This window comes from uncultured Comamonas sp. (assembly GCF_964277875.1).
In the GTDB taxonomy this organism is placed as follows: Bacteria; Pseudomonadota; Gammaproteobacteria; order Burkholderiales; family Burkholderiaceae_C; genus Comamonas; species Comamonas sediminis.
In genome coordinates, this window is sequence record NZ_CAXYJV010000049.1 from 62628 (window position 1) to 80120 (window position 17493).

General features: G+C 64.8%; 17 protein-coding genes. 3 read left to right on the forward strand and 14 right to left on the reverse strand.

Translation table 11 applies throughout. The annotated features are described in order from the left end of the window. Positions 1–179 precede the first annotated feature (179 nt). Positions 180–1796: an ABC transporter substrate-binding protein gene (locus ACHWUQ_RS20725; protein ID WP_394682347.1), complete on the reverse strand. Its 1617-nt coding sequence runs from the start codon at positions 1794–1796 to the stop codon at positions 180–182. Positions 1797–1926: 130 nt separating this feature from the next. Further along, complete coding sequence (locus tag ACHWUQ_RS20730; protein ID WP_394682318.1) at positions 1927–3540, reverse strand: ABC transporter substrate-binding protein; 1614 nt, start codon at positions 3538–3540, stop codon at positions 1927–1929. Positions 3541–3888: 348 nt separating this feature from the next. On the opposite strand from ACHWUQ_RS20730, the gene ACHWUQ_RS20735 reads away from it, so the two are divergent. Continuing rightward, a complete protein-coding gene (locus ACHWUQ_RS20735) occupies positions 3889–4449 on the forward strand; it encodes a DUF1439 domain-containing protein (protein WP_394682319.1) in 561 nt (186 codons plus the stop codon). An 86-nt stretch (positions 4450–4535) separates the two neighbouring features. Then, complete coding sequence (locus ACHWUQ_RS20740; protein ID WP_239809892.1) at positions 4536–5231, forward strand: glutathione S-transferase N-terminal domain-containing protein; 696 nt, start codon at positions 4536–4538, stop codon at positions 5229–5231. A gap of 65 nt (positions 5232–5296) precedes the next feature. Here the strand turns inward: ACHWUQ_RS20740 and ACHWUQ_RS20745 are convergent, their stop codons facing one another. The 9 genes from ACHWUQ_RS20745 to ACHWUQ_RS20785 all read right to left on the reverse strand — a co-directional run bounded on the left by ACHWUQ_RS20745 (position 5297) and on the right by ACHWUQ_RS20785 (position 13555). After that, positions 5297–5653: a RidA family protein gene (locus ACHWUQ_RS20745; RefSeq protein WP_230780068.1), complete on the reverse strand. Its 357-nt coding sequence runs from the start codon at positions 5651–5653 to the stop codon at positions 5297–5299. Between the two features lie 38 nt (positions 5654–5691). Then, entirely contained in the window at positions 5692–6831 is a 1140-nt protein-coding gene (locus ACHWUQ_RS20750; RefSeq protein WP_394682320.1) for an NAD(P)/FAD-dependent oxidoreductase, read from the reverse strand. A 1-nt stretch (position 6832) separates the two neighbouring features. Next, the gene (locus tag ACHWUQ_RS20755) at positions 6833–8230 is read right to left on the reverse strand and encodes an FAD-dependent oxidoreductase (RefSeq protein ID WP_394682321.1); all 1398 of its coding nucleotides are present in this window, start codon (positions 8228–8230) and stop codon (positions 6833–6835) included. Then, positions 8223–8564, reverse strand: coding sequence for a (2Fe-2S)-binding protein (locus tag ACHWUQ_RS20760; protein WP_394682322.1), 342 nt, complete (start codon positions 8562–8564; stop codon positions 8223–8225). Before ACHWUQ_RS20760 ends, ACHWUQ_RS20755 begins: the two co-directional genes overlap by 8 nt. After that, positions 8554–9696: an NAD(P)/FAD-dependent oxidoreductase gene (locus tag ACHWUQ_RS20765; RefSeq protein ID WP_394682323.1), complete on the reverse strand. Its 1143-nt coding sequence runs from the start codon at positions 9694–9696 to the stop codon at positions 8554–8556. The genes ACHWUQ_RS20760 and ACHWUQ_RS20765 overlap by 11 nt, the downstream gene beginning before the upstream one ends. A gap of 9 nt (positions 9697–9705) precedes the next feature. Continuing rightward, positions 9706–10500, reverse strand: coding sequence for an ABC transporter permease (locus ACHWUQ_RS20770; RefSeq protein ID WP_394682324.1), 795 nt, complete (start codon positions 10498–10500; stop codon positions 9706–9708). 3 nt (positions 10501–10503) lie between these two features. Next, on the reverse strand, positions 10504–11334 hold the full coding sequence (locus ACHWUQ_RS20775; RefSeq protein WP_394682348.1) for an ABC transporter permease: 831 nt from the start codon (positions 11332–11334) through the stop codon (positions 10504–10506). A gap of 25 nt (positions 11335–11359) precedes the next feature. Beyond that, positions 11360–12412 (reverse strand): ABC transporter ATP-binding protein, encoded by a 1053-nt coding sequence (locus tag ACHWUQ_RS20780; protein WP_394682325.1) that lies wholly within the window; start codon positions 12410–12412, stop codon positions 11360–11362. Between the two features lie 108 nt (positions 12413–12520). Then, a complete protein-coding gene (locus tag ACHWUQ_RS20785; RefSeq protein WP_230780087.1) occupies positions 12521–13555 on the reverse strand; it encodes an ABC transporter substrate-binding protein in 1035 nt (344 codons plus the stop codon). 219 nt (positions 13556–13774) lie between these two features. On the opposite strand from ACHWUQ_RS20785, the gene ACHWUQ_RS20790 reads away from it, so the two are divergent. Continuing rightward, positions 13775–14695: a LysR substrate-binding domain-containing protein gene (locus ACHWUQ_RS20790; RefSeq protein WP_394682326.1), complete on the forward strand. Its 921-nt coding sequence runs from the start codon at positions 13775–13777 to the stop codon at positions 14693–14695. 10 nt (positions 14696–14705) lie between these two features. Here ACHWUQ_RS20790 and ACHWUQ_RS20795 read toward each other — a convergent pair whose 3' ends face one another. Genes ACHWUQ_RS20795 through ACHWUQ_RS20805 form a run of 3 tightly spaced genes read right to left on the reverse strand, consistent with a single transcriptional unit; the run spans position 14706 to position 17468 of the window. Beyond that, positions 14706–15677, reverse strand: a complete 972-nt coding sequence (locus tag ACHWUQ_RS20795; protein ID WP_394682327.1) for a Bug family tripartite tricarboxylate transporter substrate binding protein — start codon at positions 15675–15677, stop codon at positions 14706–14708. 22 nt (positions 15678–15699) lie between these two features. Further along, positions 15700–16086 (reverse strand): hypothetical protein, encoded by a 387-nt coding sequence (locus ACHWUQ_RS20800; protein ID WP_312835123.1) that lies wholly within the window; start codon positions 16084–16086, stop codon positions 15700–15702. Beyond that, the gene (locus ACHWUQ_RS20805) at positions 16083–17468 is read right to left on the reverse strand and encodes an acyclic terpene utilization AtuA family protein (RefSeq protein ID WP_394682328.1); all 1386 of its coding nucleotides are present in this window, start codon (positions 17466–17468) and stop codon (positions 16083–16085) included. The genes ACHWUQ_RS20800 and ACHWUQ_RS20805 overlap by 4 nt, the downstream gene beginning before the upstream one ends. Positions 17469–17493 lie beyond the last annotated feature (25 nt).

Genomic DNA, 17493 nt, shown 5'->3' on the forward strand with positions numbered 1-17493 from the left:
ATTACGTCCTCAAAATTAGAATGCCATGCGCTGTCACCTGCATGGTTGTCGCCCTCTGTGGAGTCTTTTCATCGGGGGGCGTACAAAATCACAAAGCCCGCATGGCCCCACCACTGGAGCTGGATGCGGGCCATGCCAGGGACCGGGCCTTGCGTTGCGCCCGGTGTGGCATCAACTTGCTATTTCGGTTTGACCGACATGGCCAGCGTGTACTGGTCGCGTCGGCCTTCGTAGCTCAACCCTTTCTTGAATGCCCAGATGCTGCTCTCGAAGTGCAGCGGAATCAGCGGTACGTTGGCCAGCGCAATCTGCGTGGCCTGCTGGTAGGCGGCCTTGCGTGCGTTCGCGTCCATCTGCGACATCGCCGGTACAAACACCTGGTCAAACGCGGGCAGGCTAAAGCCGCCGTAGTTGCTGGTGCCCAGGCCCTTGTCCTTGTCGGTGGTGGCCACCCAGTACTGGAACAGGCCCGAGGCCTCACCGTTCTCCGAGGGCCAGCCGCCGATCGCGAAACTGAACTCACGCTTGGCGCGCTTGGGGAAATAGATGGCTGCCGCCTGCGCATCCACCGTGGTCTTGATGCCGATCCGCGTCAGGTACTGGGCCACCGCCTGCGCGATCTGGCCGTCGTTGATGTAGCGGTCATTGGTGGTGGTCAGGGTCAGCTCGAAGCCTTGCGGGTAGCCGGCCTCGGCCAGCAGCTTCTTGGCGGCTTCGGGATCGAACTTGATCTCGGTCGGCTGGTCGAGGCTGCCGAACATGCCGGTGGGCATGTACTGGTTGGCGACGGTGGCCATGCCATCCATCAGCCGCTGCACGATCGCCTTGCGGTCAATGGCCATGTTGATGGCCTGGCGCACACGCAGGTCCTGCAACGGGTTCTTGCCATCGGCAGCCTTGGCAAACGGGCTTTGCGCGCGGCCGGCGTCCGGCTGGAAGAAGACCAGCCGGGTCGATGGCGTGGCGACAAAGTCGAGCTTGCTGTTGTCCTTGATGCGCGGCAGGTCGCGCGCAGCGGGGCTTTCGATGATGTCGTAGTCGCCGGACATCAGGCCTGTCAGGCGCGGGCCGGCATTGGGCACGGGCACCATCTTCACCGTCTTCCAGTGCGGCTTGCTGCCCCAGTAGCCTTCATTGCGCTCCAACTCGATGCCAGTGCCCTTGACATAGGACTTGAGCTTGTACGGACCCGTGCCGATGGACAGCTTGCCGGTGTTGAAATCAGCCACCGTGGGCCAGGGCGAGGTGACGCCGCAGCCCTCCTTGGGCGCAAAGCGCAGCTTGTCGAACTTGGCGATGCCGCTCCAGATGATGGGCAGCGAACGCGCCAGCTCATTGGGCATCGTCGGGATGGGCCGCTCGCTCTTGATGATGACGGTGTAGTCATCGGGCGTCTGCACATCGCTGAAGCTCTGGGCCGGCTCCATGTAGGAGCGCGAAACATTGGTCTCATTGTTCAGCACGCGGCACAGGGTGAACAGCACATCCTTGGAGGTGAAGGGCTCGCCATTGGAGAACTTCACACCCTGGCGCAGTTTCAGCTCCCAGGTGTTGTCATCGATGGCGCGCCAGGACTGTGCCAGGCCCGGGACCAGCTCCATCTGCGCATTGCGGTTGATCAGCGACTCGAAGACATGGGCCGAGAACGCGTCGTTGGTGGTGACCTTGTGGTAATGCGGGTCGGCGGCGGTGGGCTCGGAGGCGAGGCCGATGGTCAGCGACTGGGCGGCAGCCATGCCCGCAGGCAGGGCCAACGCAGCCAGGCTGGCCAGCGACAAGGGTGTGCGGCGCGAGATCTTCTTGATAGACACAGGTCGTTCCTCCTTGGTGAAAAGCCTCTGCGGTCAGGCCATGCAAATGCCATGCCACAGCAACCCATCCGCTCCACAGGCCGGGGACTGCGCCCCCGGCTGCTTCAGCGCCCTCTTACTTCGCCGGCTTGACCGACGTTGCCAGCGTGTACTGGTCGCGGCGGCCTTCGTAGCTCAGCTCTTTCTTGAAGGCCCAGATGCTGCTTTCAAAGTGCAGCGGGATCAGCGGCACGTTGTCCAGTGCGATCTGCGTGGCCTGCTCCAGCATGGCCTTGCGCTTGACCGGGTCCACCGTCTTGGCAGCCGGAATGTAGACCTTGTCGAACTCGGCATTGCTGAACGCGCCGTAGTTGCTGGTGCCCAGGCCCTTGGGCGAATCGGTGCTGGCCACCCACAGCTGGAACAGGCCCGAGGCTTCGCCGTTCTCCGAAGGCCAGCCACCCATCGGGAAGCTGAACTCACGCTTGGCGCGCTTGGGGAAGTAGATCGAGGCGGTCATCGCATCGACCTTGGTCTTGATGCCGATGCGGGTCAGGTACTGCGCGACGGCTTGCGAGATCTGCGCATCGTTCATGTAGCGGTCGTTCGTCGACGACAGGGTCATCTCGAAGCCATTGGGATAGCCGGCTTCGGCCAGCAGCTTCTTGGCGCCTTCGGGGTCGAACTTGATCTCGGGGGCCTTCACGCTGCCAAACATGCCATCGGGCATGTACTGGTAGGCGGGGGTGGCCATGCCGTCCATCAGGCGCTGCACGATGGCCTTGCGGTCGATCGCCATGTTGATGGCCTTGCGCACGCGCAGGTCCTGCAGCGGGTTCTTGCCATCGGGGGCGGTCACAAAGGGCGACTTGTCGCGGCCGATGTCGGGCTGGAAGAACACCAGGCGGGTGGATGGCGTGGCAACAAAGGCCAGCTTCTTGTCTTCCTTGATGCGGGCCAGGTCGCGGGCGGCCGGGTTCTCGATCAGGTCGTAGTCACCGGACATCAGACCCGTCAGGCGCGGGCCGGCATTGGGCACGGCCACCATCTTGACGGTCTGCCAGGCAGGCTTGGCGCCCCAGTAGCCGTCATTGCGCTCCAGGGTGATGGCATTGCCCTTCACATAGGACTTGAGCTTGAACGGGCCGGTGCCGATGGCCATCTTGCCGCTGTTGAAGTCGGCCACCGTGGGCCAGGGGCCCTTGTAGCCGCAGCCTTCCTTGGGCGCGAACTTGAGCTTGTCGTGCTTGACGATGCTGCTGGAGATGATGGGCAGGTTGCGTGCAAACTCGGCCGGGATCAGCGGCACCGGCTCGGCGGTCTTGACGATCACCGTCAGGTCATCGGGGGTCTGCACATCGGTGATCAGCTTGGTCGTATCCATATACGACTGCGAGACATTGGTCTCGTTGTTCAACGTGCGGCAGATGGTGAACAGCACGTCCTGTGAGGTGAAGGGCGCGCCGTTGGAGAACTTCACATCCTTGCGCAGCTTGAACTCCCAGGTCAGGTCGTCCAGGTTCTTCCACGAGGTGGCCAGCGAAGGCACCAGTTCCATGTTGGCGGTACGGCCCACCAGCGAGTCATAGACATGCGCCGAGAACGAGTCGTTCGTCGTCATCTTGTGGTAGTGGGGATCGGCCGCTGTCGGCTCGGAGGCCAGGGCGATGGTCAGGTGTTGGGCGTGGGCTGCGCCAATGAGCGAGGCACCCACCAGCGCCAGGGCGCGCTTGTTCAATGCGAAATTCATGTCTGTCCTTGGGATCTTGGCTAGCACTGCCCGCAGGCAGCGCTTTCGAGCCGGAAGGCAGGACGATGGCGCACCCGCGTGCGCCATCGTCCGCAGCCGGAAAGCCTGCGAATTCTCACACGAAAATTACATCGACTCACGCGCACGCAGACTGCGAAAAGTGGGCATTTACCCCAATAAAACAAGGAGATGGGAATTAATCAAAGCTTATTGTTCGTGCAACACACAATGTTATGCAAGCTGCGCAACAATGCGATCCCCGTGGGTGGGAAAATCCAGCACAGCGCCCGGCCTCCGATAGGTACGATGCGCTCCACCCGACCTCTGCCAATACGCTTTCCACTCCCTATGCGCCGCCGCCTTTTTCTGGCCTCCAGCCTGCTCGCCGCCAGCCTGCTGGCCGCCTGTTCCTTGCTTGCCCCTCCGAGCTACACCCTGTCTGCCGCCGAGCTGCAGACCATTGTGGCCAAGTCCTTCCCCCGCTCCTATCCGTTGCTCGGCCTGTTGCAGCTCGATGTGCAGGCACCCAGCCTGCAGCTGCTGCCCGAGACCAACCGCATCCAGGCGACGATGCGCGCCGAGATGTCGGGCAAGGTGCTGCCCCACCGGCTCGATGGCACGATGGTGCTGGACTTTGCACTGCGCTACTCGCCCGCCGACCACAGCCTGCGCGCCACCCAGGTGCAGGTCCAGTCGCTGCAGATGAACGGCCTGCCCGAGGCCATGGAAGCGATGCTGCATGCCTATGCGCCCCGCGCAGCCGAGCATGCGATGGAGGATGTGGTCGTGCACACCTTGCGCCAGGAAGACCTCGACCGGCTGGACAAGGCGGCCGATCTGCCTGCCACCTTCCAGGTCACCGCCGAAGGCCTGCGCATCGAATTTGTGAAGTCCCAGGACGCGAAGTAGGCCGACAGGTCCGCGCACAATCTGCTTTATGCTGCTGGCAGGGCGCACACCTGCCAACCGCCTGCCTATCGTCTGGAGATTCCCCCATGAGCACCCTTGCCGATTTCAGTATCACCCGCAAATGGCCGGCCACCCGGCCCGACCTGCTGCAGCTGTATTCGCTGCCCACGCCCAATGGCGTCAAAGTCTCCATCTTGCTCGAAGAGCTGGGCATGCCCTATGAAGTGCACAAGATCAGCTTCGAGAGCAGTGACCAGACCTCGCCCGAGTTTGTCGGCACCTTCCCGAACAACAAGATTCCGGCCATCATCGACCCCAACGGCCCGGGCGGCCAGGCGATTGCACTGTTCGAGTCCGGCGCCATCATGATTTACCTGGCCGAGAAGACCGGCATGTTCCTGCCGCAGGACCCGGTGCTGCGCTACGAGACGCTGCAGTGGCTGATGTTCCAGATGGGCGGCATCGGCCCGATGTTTGGCCAGGTCGGGTTCTTCAACATCTTTGCCGGCAAGGATTTTGAGGACAAGCGCCCGCTGACCCGCTATGTGGACGAATCCAAGCGCCTGCTGACCGTGCTGAACAAGCACCTGGCGGGCAAGGAATGGGTGGCCGGCGATACCTACACGATTGCCGATATGGCCATCTTCCCCTGGATCCGCAACATGATCGTGCGCTACAACGCCGAGGCCCTGATCGGCTGGGGCCAGTACCCCGAAGTCAGCCGCGTGCTCAGCCACTGGCTGCAGCGGCCAGCCGTGCAGCGCGGTTTGCTGATCCCCTGATCTGCTTTGTTCTTAGCAAAAAAATGCCAACCCGAGGGCTGGCATTTTGCTTTGCAGGCAGTTGCTTAGACGGCTGCGCTCACGATGATCTCGACCAGCAACTCTGGGCGGGCCAGCTTGGCTTCGCAGGTCGCGCGGGTGGGCATGTTGGCCTTGTCGGCCCATTCGCCCCAGACCTGGTTCATGCCGGCGAAGTCCTTGTCGATGTCCTTGAGCCAGATCTGCACGGTCAGCAGGCGCGACTTGCTGGTGCCGGCTTGCTGCAGGTAGCCGTCGATCTTGGCCAGCACGTCGCGGGTCTGGGCGCCAATGTCGCCCGAGATATCGCCAGCGGTCACGCCCGCCACATAGACCACGCCGCCGTGCACAACGATGCGGCTGAGGCGTTCATTGCTGTCGATACGTTGGATGTCGTTGCTCATCATTTACTCCCTGAGATAAAAATACGACCGCCGCGCCGCTAGGCTGCGGTAAAGCGGTCCACACGAAACGCCGAAATCGGCAAGGTGCTGGTGCCCTGGGTCACCAGCTCGGCCACAATGCAGCCGGTAATCGGACTGAGCTCAAAGCCATGGGCAGAGAAGCCAAAGGCGTGCACGAGGTTATCAGCCCCGGCACTCGGGCTGATGACCGGAATCTCGTCGGGCATGAAGCCCTCGATACCGGTCCAGGCCCGTGCAATGCCCACATCGCGCAGATGCGGGAACAGGTCGATCACCGTCTGCGCACTCTTGGGCATGCGGTTGAGGTCGACCATCGCATGGCGCTGGCTGGCATCGGCCTCGCAGCGCAGGCCGCCACCAATCACCACCGTGCCATTGTCGAACTGCTTGAACGACAGCGGCCGGCCCATCGCGCCCAGCACCGGCTTGACGAAAGGGGCCACACGCTGGGTCACCATCAGCATCAGGCCGCCCGCCACCATCGGTACCGGGTCGCCCACCTGCGCGGCAAAATCGGCCGCCCAGGCGCCCGCCGTGTTGACCAGCCAGGGCGCATGGAACGCGCCCTGCGCGGTGCTGGCCTGCCACATGCCGCTTTGGTGGTCCACCCGCAGCACAGGCGCCTGCTCGGCGATCTGCACGCCCCGTTTTTCTGCCGCCAGGCGGTAGGCCGTGGCCACCTTGTAAGGCAGCGCATAGCCATCGCGGTCGGCCCAGATGCCGCCCACCACATGGGGCGAGATGCTGGGCACCAGCTCGCGCACCTGCTGCTGGTCCACCCATTGCTCATGGAAGAAGCCCAGGCCGTTGAGCATGGCCACACGCGCCTTGGCCTTGATGGCATCGGCCTCGTTCTCGGCCACCTGCAGTTGGCCCGAGGGCACAAAGCCGCCATCGCTGCCGATGATGTCGGCCAGGCCATGCCAGAGCTGCTCACGCGCGGCCAAGGCCAGCGGAATCTCGGCCACATGGCGGCCCAGGGTGCGCACGCCTCCGGCATTGACGCCGGAGGCATGGCGGCCGCAGTACTCGGCCTCCAGCAGGCGCACGCGCAAACCTGCCTTGGCCAGCTGGAAGGCGCTGGAGAGGCCTTGCAGGCCGCCCCCGATCACCAGCACATCGCTGCTGCCCGATGCCGGGCTGGCTATGCCGGCCATGTCACACGCCTGCGGCCAGCTGGGCCAGCGACAGCGACTTGAGCGGCGGGCGGATGCGGTAGTAGCCCACGTCCTGCGGCGAGAGCTTCGCTTCCCTGGCGATGATTTCGGTCACCGTCAAACCGCATTGGCGGCCCTGGCAGGGGCCCATGCCGCAGCGGCTGAAGGACTTGGTCTGGTTCGGGCCCACGCAGCCCAGCTGCACCTGCTCGCGGATCGAGCCGGCGGTCACCTCTTCGCAGCGGCAGACCACGACCTCGTCGGCCGGGATGCGGAACTCGTCCTTGGGGCGGTACTGCTGGTTCAGGAAGGGGCGGATGCGCAGGTGCTGCGCAATCTGGGCGCGCTGCTGGGCACCGTCTTCGCTGGTGCCAAAGCCCAGGCTGTTGGCCACGGCGATGCCGGCCAACGCACCCTGCATCTCGGCCACCAGCGCGCCGCCAATGCCGGCGCCGTCACCGGCGATATAGATGCCGGGCAGGCTGGTCTGGCCCCAGCCATCGAGCACGGGCACCCAGCACAGCTGTTCATCGTCCCAATGGTGCTCGGCGCGCAAGGACCAGGACACCTGGGTGTTGGGCACCACGCCCTGGTGCAGCAGCACCAGCTCGCAATCGATCTGCTGGGCGCGGCCCGCGCTGATAAAGCTCACCTGCCGCACCGCGTCATCCCCCTCGATGCGCAGGCCGCCCACATCCTTGAAGAAGGGAATGCCGGCCGACTTGATCTCGCGCAGCAGGCCCAGGCCCTTGCGCACATAGCCCCAGCCGGCCAGCAGCGACGAGGCATGGCTGATCGCCAAACGCCAGTCGGTGCCCGCCGAGGTGTCGAGCACCGCGCGGATTTCGACACCGGCGCGCAGGTACTGCGCCGCCAGCAGGTAGAGCAAGGGGCCGCAGCCCGCCAGCACCACCGGCACCTGGGGCACGACGGCGGCGTTCTTCAGCAGGATCTGGCCGGCACCGGCGGTCATCACGCCGGGCAGGGTCCAGCCCGGCACCGGGAAGGGCCGCTCCATCGCGCCGGTGGCGATCACCAGCGACCGGGTCTCGATGCGGGTGGTGCGGTCATGGCGCAGCACATGCACGGTCTTGTCAGGGTCGATCTGCCAGACCGAGGCACCGGCCCAGTGCGCCAGGCCACTGGCGCGGATCTGCCCGGCCAGCGATTTGCCGTAGACATAGTCCGCACCCAGGATGCGCTCGCGCTGGCCATCGGTCTCGGTGATGCTGCGGTAGATCTGGCCGCCCACCTGGGGTTGCTCGTCGAGCAGCAGCACATCCAGGCCGCGCCGCTGGGCCGCCAGCGCGGCGGCCATGCCGGCAGGGCCGGCGCCGATCACGACCAAGTCGCGCATCTGGCCGGGCGCGTCGTTCAAAGGGATAGCGGGGTTAGACATGCTTGGCCTCCTGCGCGTCCAGCAGGCTGGGCGCCGCTTGCATGGTGGTCACTTCCATGCCGTCTTCGGGGGTGATCAGGCAGGCCTGCTGGTTGGGCCGGCCATTGACGTCGACCATGCATTCAAAGCACACGCCCATCATGCAGTACGGCGCGCGGGCGCCCTGGCCCACCGGCGAGACGCGCACCGCGGTGATGCCGGCCGCCAACAGGCCAGCGGCCAGGCTGGCGGCCGGCGACATGCGCACCACGGTGCCGTTGACCAGCACCGACACCGTGCCAGCGGCCCCGGCCTGGTGGCCAGGGAGGTATTTGAAAAGGGCTTTAGATGCCATAGGGTTTCACTTCCGTTTCCGGCGTAAATCGGGTTGCCGGGAATGCCTCGATGGCGGCCGGCCGCAGGCCCGTGGCCACCCAGGGGGCGATGCAAAAGACGTGTTGGGCCGCCAGGGTGACGCCGCTGTGGCAGGTCACGGCAAACGCGCCCGGGTGGCTCTCGGACTCCTGGTACATCGGGAAGCCATCGGGCGACATCACCCGCAGCGCGGCCCAGGTACGCACCACGCGGGCGTTGGCCAGCGCCGGGAAGCACTTGACCGCGCGCGCCGCAATCCTGGCGTTCACCGGCACGCGCACCATGTCGTCAAAGCCCAGCTCCTCCATCGAGTCACCGATCTGCACCGTACCCTCATCGGTCTGGCGCACATAGTTGGTGGGGTGCGGCAAAAAGGGCTGCACCCGCTCGGTGATGAAGACCTGGCCCTTGTTGGGCCGCACCGGCACGAACATGCCCACCATGGCCGACAGCTGTTGCGTGGCATGGCCGGCGGCAATCACGATGCGCGGCGCCTGCCACACTTGCGCGCCCGCGCTGACATGGAAGATGCCCCCTTCCTGCCGGATCGCACTGACCTGCATGCGGTTGTGGATGCGTGCGCCGTTGGCGATGTTGGCGCTGTAGAGCGCGCGCAGCAGCTTCAAGGGGTTGCAGTGGCCGTCCATCGCCGAGTAGGTGGCGCCCGCGACCTCCGGGCCCAGGCCCGGCAGGTGCTGCGCGGCCTCGTCGCGGCTCAGCACCGTCGTGCGGTAGCCGGGGTCGCCCACCTCGGACTCCAGCCACTGGAGCTTGGCCACGCGCTGGGCCATCTCTTCCTCGCTCAGGCAGATGTGCAGGCCGCCGGGCTGCATCAGCTCGACGTCGATGCCGGTCTGCGCCTGCAGTTCATCGCGCAGCGCAGGCCACTGGCGGGCCGAGCCAAAGCTCCAGCGGGCGTAGTCCGCCATGCCGTGGCCTTTGCCCTGCACCCAGACCAGGCCGAAATTGCCGCGCGAAGGGCGAATCGTATCGTCCGCACCATCGAGGACCGTGACCGACAGACCCTGGCGCAGCAGCCCGTAAGCCACGGAACTGCCCACCAGGCCACCGCCGATCACAATGACATCGCTGCTATGTGTGTTGTTGTTCATTGTTGTCTCTCAACCTTTGCCAATCAGGACCTTCTCCAGGCCGACCAGCTTGTCCAGGATGACCATCAGTACCAGCGTGCCAACAATCAGCACGGTGGAGACCGAGGTCACCAGCGGGTCGATGGTCTGCGCGATGTGGTTGTACATGGCCACCGGCAAGGTCATCGTGCCGGGGGTGGCCACGAACACCGTCATCGTCAGCTCGTCAAAGCTCTGGATGAAGGACAGCATCCAGCCGCCGGCGATACCGGCCATCAGCATCGGCACGGTGATGCGCATGAAGACGGTGCTGCGCGATGCGCCCAGCGACAGGCCGGCATGCTCGATCTCGCGGTTCATGCCGGTGGCCGCAGCCAGCACCATGCGCAACGCATAGGGCATGATGCAGATCACATGGGTGAACATGAGCCAGAAGAACGAACCCGACAGCCCGGCGATGTTGAAAAAGCGCAGAAAGGCTGCGCCCAGCACCACGTGCGGAATCATCAGCGGCGACATGAAGAAGGCCATCAGCACCTCGCGGCCGGCAAAGCGGTAGCGGGTGATGGCCAGCGCGGCCGGCACCGCCAGCGCGATGGCAATCGAGGCCGACGCCAGGCCCAGCTTGGCCGAGAACCAGAAGGCCGACTTGATCTCGGTCGCGTCGAGGATGGCGCGGAACCAGCGCAAGGACAGGCCATCGGTGGGGAAGGAGATGAAGCCCTTGTCGGTAAAGGCCACCGCCACCACGACGACCAGCGGCGCCAGAATGAAGGTGATGAACAGCGCGTGGAAGACCAGCGCCAGAGGACTGTTTTTTTGCATGGCTCAACCCTCGAAAACAGCTTTGAAGCGGCGCTCGATCCAGCGATTGCAGCCCACGATGATGACGATATTGGCAACCAGCAGCACCACGGCAATGGCAGCGCCCAGCGGCCAGTTCAAGGTGTTGAGGAACTCGTCGTAGGCGGCCGTGGCCACCACCTTGAGGCGGCGCCCGCCCAGCAGTGCCGGCGTGGCAAAGGCCGATGCCGACAGCGCAAACACGATGATGCTGCCCGAGAGGATGCCCGGCAGCAGCTGGGGCAGCACCACACGGCGGAACACGGTGCGCGGGCTGGCACCCAGCGAGAGGCCGGCGTTCTCGACCTGGGGATCGAGCTTTTGCAGCGAGGCCCAGACGGAGATCACCATGAAGGGCACCATCACATGCACCATCGCAATGGTCACGCCGGTCATCGTGAAGGCCAGGCGCAGCGGCTCATCGATGATGTGGAACAGCATCAGCCCCTTGTTGATCAGGCCGTTGTTGCCCATCAGGATGGACCAGCCCAGGGTACGCACCACCACCGAGATCAGCAGCGGCGCCAGGATGATCAGCAGAAACACCCCGCGCCAGCGGCCCCGCATGCGGGAGATGATGAGGGTCTCGGGCACCCCCAGCACCACGCAGAGCACGGTGACAATGGCCGACATCAGCGCCGTGCGGCCAAAGATCTCCAGGTAGTAGCTGTCGCTGAAGATCTCCAGGTAGTTCTTCAGCGAATAGACCTTCTGGATGCCTTCCATGCCATTGAAGACATTCAGCGACAGAATGGCCGTCAATGCCAGCGGCGCCAGCAGCATGGTCACAAAGACCAGCAGGCCGGGCCCGGACATGGCCCAGGGTTTCCAGCGGTTCTTGCTATCCACGGCTGGCCTCCTGCTGGGTCAGCACGCGCACATCGTCGGGCGACCAGTTCAGGCCCACCTCATCGCCCTCATGCAGCGCAGCGCGGCGTGCATTGGGCAGGCTGATGTGGATGTCGCCCAGCGCGGTGCTGACATTGACCACCCACTGGCTGCCCAGGAACAGCAAGGTCTTGATCGTGCCGGGCAGGCCGCCTTCGCCAGCCGGGGCCACCGCGATGCGCTCGGGCCGCAGGTAGACCACGACCGGGCCGCTGTCCACCGGGCTGGGCGCGCCCAGCACCATGTCGGCAATCTTCACGGTCTCGCGGCTTTGGGCCTGGCCTTCGAAGCGGTTGGTCTTGCCCAGGAACACCGAGGCAAAGTCGCAGCTCGGTTTGTCGTAGATCTGCTGGGGCGAATCGACCTGGGCGATCTGGCCGTTGTGCATCACCGCAATGCGGTCGCTCATCGTCATCGCTTCGACCTGGTCGTGCGTCACCAGGATGGTAGTGATGCCCAGCTGGCGCTGGATGGCGCGCATCTCGACATGCATTTCCTGGCGCAGCTTGGCGTCCAGGTTGGACATGGGTTCGTCCAGCAGCAGCACCTCGGGCTGGATCGCCAGGGCGCGGGCAATGGCCACGCGCTGGCGCTGGCCGCCGGAGAGTTCACGCGGGTAACGGGCACCGAGGCCATGCAGGCGCACCAGCGCCAGCGCGTCCTGGATGCGCTTTTGCATCACGTCGCGGCTGAGCTTGCGCATCTCCAGCCCGAAGGAGATGTTCTGCTCCACCGTCATGTGGGGGAAGAGCGCATAGCTCTGGAACACCACGCCCATGCCGCGCTGCTCGGGGCGCAGTTGGGTGATGTCCTTGCCGTCGAGCACGATGCGGCCCTGGCTGGGGTCCAGAAAGCCGGCAATCATCTGCAACGTGGTGGTCTTGCCGCAGCCCGAAGGGCCGAGCAGCGATACGAACTCACCGCGATGGACTTCCAGGTTGAAGTCCTTGACGGCAACAAAATCCCCGAACCTCTTGGCGAGGCCCTCGATACGTAGAAAACTCATGTGAAACTCCGGGGCCTGCGGCCCGCGTGGGGCGGCGCGGCAGGCCTGTGTATGACTGGCGGGTGAACGCCTATCCCTGGCGTCCTGAGTGGGGCCAGGGATGAAGGTTTAACGCTCTACCGTACGGTTCCAGCGGTTAGTCCACTCCGAGCGCTTGACGTTGACGATCTTGTAGTCCACCGTCTTCAACTGGGCGATCTGTTCCGGGCCATAAGGCACTTGCTTGGCGACCTTCTCGTCGAGCTTGACCTTGCTGTTCATGGGGCCCCAGGCCTGGGTCTCGGCCAGCGCGGTTTGTGCCTCCGGGGTGTAGAGGAACTGCACGAACTTCTGCGCGCCCGCCTTGGGCTGCTTCTTGGCGACAGGGCAGACGGAGGTGAACAACGCAAACGCGCCTTCCTTGGGGTAGACGAACTTCACCGGGAAGCCGGTATCGGCCAGCGCCTTGACACGGCCGCTGCCCCAGACGCCGATGACGGCATCGCCGTTCTGGAACAACTCGGTCATCTTGCCCGGCGATGGTTCCCAGGCCAGCACATTCGGGCCCACCTCCTTGATCAGCGCCTGGAAGCCGGGGTCGATGTTGTTGGCGCCGCCACCGTTCATTTCGGCAAACATCAGCAGGGTCTGCAGACCGTAGCCGTTGTTGATCGGCGGGATCACGGTCTTGCTCTTGAACTTCTTGTCCTTGAGGTCGTTCCACGAGCTGGGAGCGGCCCAGCCGGCCTTCTTGAAGGCCTCTTCGTTGTAGAACAGGCCGGTGGCGATGACGCCCAGGTTCAGCGACTTGTTGCCCGCCGTCTTGGCCATCGGGTAGAGGTCGTTGTAGACCGGTGCGGCCTCGATGTCGCCGCAGAAACCGAACTGCACCGCCTGCTCCATCGGGCCGTCGTCCATCAGCGCCACATCGTATTGCGGGTTGTTCTTTTCGGCCTGCAGTTTGGCGAGGGTGTCGGTGGAGTTGCCGGGCACATAGATGACCTTGTTGCCGGTCAGCTTCTCATAGGCCGGAATGATCTTTTGCTTGAAAGCGGTCTCGGTAGAGCCGCCATAACCACCGACATAAATGTCTTCAGCATGGGCGATGCCAGCGGTGGCAGCAAAGGCTGCGGCCAGGGAGAGAGCCAGACGGGATGCAGTCATCGAAATTACCTCCAGAAAGTAGATGGGAACCAAGTGGAATTCAATCTGTCTGGTAGCCAATGATAGGCATCTGCAGGCAAAATTGAATCGGTGGATTCCTGCTTCAATGCCTTAATGGGATGGAAATTTCTCAATCGATAAGTCATTGAAATAACGACAAAATTAGTATTTTTGTAGACTATTCGATTGCATTAGGCCATTAACTCATGTCTTTACAACATGGATAAGAAGATCACACTTCGCCATCTGGAGGCGTTTCGCGCGCTGATGCTACGCCGCTCGGTCACCGCAGCGGCCCAGTCGCTGGAAGTGACCCAGCCCGTGGTGACACGGCTGATCGCCGAATTCGAGGCGCGCATCGGCATGCCGCTGTTCGAGCGGGTCAAGAGCCGGCTGCAGCCGACGTCGGCTGCGACCTTGCTACTGGAAGACGTGCACCAGGCCTTGATGGGCATCGAGCGCATCCGCAACATCTCCGAGAACGTGCGTTTTCGGCGTCTGCAGCGGCTGGAGGTGACGGCCGCCCCCGCCATGGCGACCTCGTTCCTGCCCAGCGCCATTGCCAAGTTCAGCGCCCAGTTCCCCGAGACCCTGGTCACCTTGCACATGCAGGCCTCGCCGGCCGCACTGGACATGGTGCAGGCCGAGCGCTGCGACATCGGCTTTGTGATGCTCTCACCCGACCACACCCGCTTCAAGGGGCTGGAGACCCTGGTGATCGGCAAGCTGGTGGTCGCCGTGCCCGCCGGCCACAAGCTGGCCCGCAGAAGCAGCCTGTCACCGGTCGACTTTGTCGATGAACCCCTGGTGTCGCTGCCGACGATGATGGAGACGCGCACCAAGCTCGACAGCCTGTTCCTCGTCAACCGCGTGCAGCGCCGCGTGAACATCGAGACCCAGATCTCGTACGCCGCCATCAAGCTGGTCGAGGCTGGCGCCGGGCTGGCGATCATCGACCCGCTGACCGCCTGCAGCTACCACGGGCCCGATGTGAAGTTTGTGCTGTTCGATCCCGCCGTCCCCTGCGAGTACTCGATGGTGGTCTCCAACCGCCATGCCTCTACCCTGGTGCTCAAGCCCTTCATCGACCTGGCCAAGGCAGAGATCAAGCGTATGCTGCCCAAACGCTGGATTCTTTGAGAAGCGCGGGTTACTCCGGCGTAATACCTGCCGCCTTGATCACCTGCCCCCATTTGGTGGTCTCGGTCGCCTGGAATTGCGCCAGCTCGGTCTGGCTGGTGGTCCAGGGGTCCGAGCCCGACATCTCGAAGAAGGACTTGGCAGCGGCGCTGCCCACCGCCTGGCCCAGCAGCTGGTTGAGCCTGGCGCTGACGGCAGCGGGCACGTTGGCTGGCGCATAGGCGGCAAACCAGTAGCCCATGTCATAGCCCTTCACACCGGCCTCGGCAATCGTCGGCACATCGGGCAGCTGGGCGCTGCGCTTTTGCGTCGAGTAGCCCAGCGCACGCAGCTTGCCGGCCTTGATCTGCGGCACGCCGGTGGAGACGTCGGTGATCATCAGGTTGATCTGGCCGCCCAGCAGGTCGGTGATGGCCAGCGGATTGCTCTTGTAGGGCACATGCAGGATGTCCACATCGGCCAGCTGCTTGAGCATCTCGCCAGCCACCCGGCTGGACGAGCTGCCGCTGCCAAAGCTGAGCTTGCCCGGGTTGGCCTTGGCATAGGCCAGCAGCTCGCCCACCGATTGGTAAGGCGCATTGGCCGGCACCACCAGCACCTGGCCGCCCTTGCCCAGGCCGGTGATCGGCGTGAAGTCCTTGACCGGGTCATAGGACAGCTTGCGGTAGAGGTGGATATTGGCCGCATGCGTGGTGTTGGTGGTGATCAGCACCGTGTAGCCATCGGCCGGGGCCTTGGCCACCGCCTGCGCCGCAATCATGCCGCTGGCGCCGGCCTTGTTCTCGACAATCACCGGTTGGTGCGTCTGCTCGGTCACCGCCTGGCCCAGCGCACGGGCCAGCTGGTCGGTGGCGCTGCCGGCCGCAAAGGGCACGACAAAGGTGATGGGCTTGGACGGGAAGCTCGCTTGCGCGAAGGCCAGCGGGCTGATGGCCAGGGCCGTGCCACAGGCCAGCAGGTGGCGGCGGGTGGAAAATTTCATCTTTTTGTCTCCGGTTGGTTTCTTATTCCGTGGGGGCTGGGAGGGCCGCATCGGCCGGCCCCACCAGATGGGTCTGCAAATGCAGCGGCAGCACGATCGGCATTTGCAGCACGCGAAAGCACAGGGTCTTGCCATGGCTGTCGAGGTTCAGCGCGTCGTTGACGCCGCCGTCCAGCACCTCGTCGAGCACCAGGTTCATCGCCTGCAGCTGCGGCAGCAGGTAGCGCTGCACCTGGCGGGGGTGCCGGTCGGCAAACAGCGCGGCAACGGCGGCCTCGGTGACCTGCGCGCAGAGGACATCCCACAGCGCGGGGTGCCAGGCGATCACGCTGATGTTGGAGCGGTTGCCCTTGTCGCCGGTGCGCCCATGGGCCAGGCGGTACAGCGGGACGGTGATGTGGTCGTTCATGCGGCGGCCTCCTCTTGTGCGGCCCAGACAAAGCCCGTGGCAATCCGTGCCTGGGGCACCAGGCAGGAGACCATGCCCAGGCGCTGGCGCATATGGCTGCGCACGCCGCCGCCGCCGGCGGGCCCGCAGCAGTACAGCGCATTGATCTCGCGCGGCAGGCGGGCAGCAGTGGCCTTGTCGGCATGCTGCCAGGCCATGCGCAGGCGCACATCGGGCGATGCGGCCGACAGGTCGGCGCCCGCCAGCCAGTCGCTGGCATCGTTGCCCCAGACGCTGGTGACACCGATCAGGTCGCTGCGCAGCGGCGCAATGCCCCGCAGGCGCTGGGCGACGGTCTGCGCGGCCAGCCGCGCACGCTCGGCCGCACGCGGGCCGGCGTAGGAAATCTCGGCCTCGGCAAACCAGCCCGAGGCATAGCAGGCGTTGACCTTGAGCGCCTCCGGGCGCGGATGGCCGACGACGCCCTCCAGCCGCACGCGGTTCTCGCCCTCGGCCCACACCCGGGCCTGGCTGATGTCGGCCACCACATCGGGGGTCAGGTAACTGCGAGGGTCGTGGATCTCATAGAGCAGCTGCTCCTTGACGGTGGCGGTGGTGATGCAGCCGCCGGTGCCCTCGGGCTTGAAGATGCTGCAGTGGCCGCTGTCGTCGATCTCGGCGATCGGGTAGCCCAGCTGGTCCATGCCGGGCACGTCCTTGTAGCCGGGGTCGGCAAAATAGCCGCCGCTGACCTGGGTGCCGCATTCCAGCAGGTGCCCAGCCATCGTCGCGCGGGCCAGGCGGTCCCAGTCGTCCCAGGCCCAGCCAAAATGCGCCATTGCCGGGCCCAGCACCAGTGAAGGATCGGCCACGCGGCCACAGACCACAATATCGGCGCCCGCCTGCAAGGCCTCGGCAATTGGCCGCGCGCCAATATAGGCATTGGCGCTGACCAGCGGCTGCTCGGGCATCTGCGCACCCAGGGCCTGGGCCAGCATGGGCCGGTGGGCCGGGCCGCTCAGGTCATCGCCCTGCACCACGGCAATACGGGGGGCGCGCAGGCCCAGGCTGCGGGCCAGCGCGGCAATGGCGCGGGCAGCGCCTTGGGGGTTGGCAGCGCCAAAATTGCTGACGATGCGGATGCGGTGGGCCAGGCAGTCGGCCAGCACCGGGCGCAGCAGCTCCAATAGCAGCGGCTCGTAGCCGGCATCGGGGTCGTCGCGCCGGGCGAGCTGGGCCAGCGCCAGGGTGCGCTCGGCCAGGGTTTCAAAAATCAGAAACGCGGGCTGCTGCAACGCGATCAGCGCCTGCACCACCGGCGCTGCCGCGTCCACCCTATCGCCTGAAAAACCAGCCGCGCAGCCTATCAGCATGGGGGCGGGCGCTGTCTTGTCTGTCTGCATAGCATCTCCTGCAGGCCACTATAGA

Coding starts and splice junctions, on each gene's coding strand:
- ACHWUQ_RS20730 (WP_394682318.1), bottom strand. CDS start 3,540: ATGAATTTCGCATTGAACAAGCGCGCCCTGGCGCTGGTGGGTGCCTCG.
- ACHWUQ_RS20735 (WP_394682319.1), top strand. CDS start 3,889: ATGCGCCGCCGCCTTTTTCTGGCCTCCAGCCTGCTCGCCGCCAGCCTG.
- ACHWUQ_RS20745 (WP_230780068.1), bottom strand. CDS start 5,653: ATGAGCAACGACATCCAACGTATCGACAGCAATGAACGCCTCAGCCGC.
- ACHWUQ_RS20740 (WP_239809892.1), top strand. CDS start 4,536: ATGAGCACCCTTGCCGATTTCAGTATCACCCGCAAATGGCCGGCCACC.
- ACHWUQ_RS20790 (WP_394682326.1), top strand. CDS start 13,775: ATGGATAAGAAGATCACACTTCGCCATCTGGAGGCGTTTCGCGCGCTG.
- ACHWUQ_RS20750 (WP_394682320.1), bottom strand. CDS start 6,831: ATGGCCGGCATAGCCAGCCCGGCATCGGGCAGCAGCGATGTGCTGGTG.
- ACHWUQ_RS20765 (WP_394682323.1), bottom strand. CDS start 9,696: ATGAACAACAACACACATAGCAGCGATGTCATTGTGATCGGCGGTGGC.
- ACHWUQ_RS20760 (WP_394682322.1), bottom strand. CDS start 8,564: ATGGCATCTAAAGCCCTTTTCAAATACCTCCCTGGCCACCAGGCCGGG.
- ACHWUQ_RS20775 (WP_394682348.1), bottom strand. CDS start 11,334: ATGTCCGGGCCCGGCCTGCTGGTCTTTGTGACCATGCTGCTGGCGCCG.
- ACHWUQ_RS20805 (WP_394682328.1), bottom strand. CDS start 17,468: ATGCAGACAGACAAGACAGCGCCCGCCCCCATGCTGATAGGCTGCGCG.
- ACHWUQ_RS20785 (WP_230780087.1), bottom strand. CDS start 13,555: ATGACTGCATCCCGTCTGGCTCTCTCCCTGGCCGCAGCCTTTGCTGCC.
- ACHWUQ_RS20800 (WP_312835123.1), bottom strand. CDS start 16,086: ATGAACGACCACATCACCGTCCCGCTGTACCGCCTGGCCCATGGGCGC.
- ACHWUQ_RS20780 (WP_394682325.1), bottom strand. CDS start 12,412: ATGAGTTTTCTACGTATCGAGGGCCTCGCCAAGAGGTTCGGGGATTTT.
- ACHWUQ_RS20755 (WP_394682321.1), bottom strand. CDS start 8,230: ATGTCTAACCCCGCTATCCCTTTGAACGACGCGCCCGGCCAGATGCGC.
- ACHWUQ_RS20770 (WP_394682324.1), bottom strand. CDS start 10,500: ATGCAAAAAAACAGTCCTCTGGCGCTGGTCTTCCACGCGCTGTTCATC.
- ACHWUQ_RS20795 (WP_394682327.1), bottom strand. CDS start 15,677: ATGAAATTTTCCACCCGCCGCCACCTGCTGGCCTGTGGCACGGCCCTG.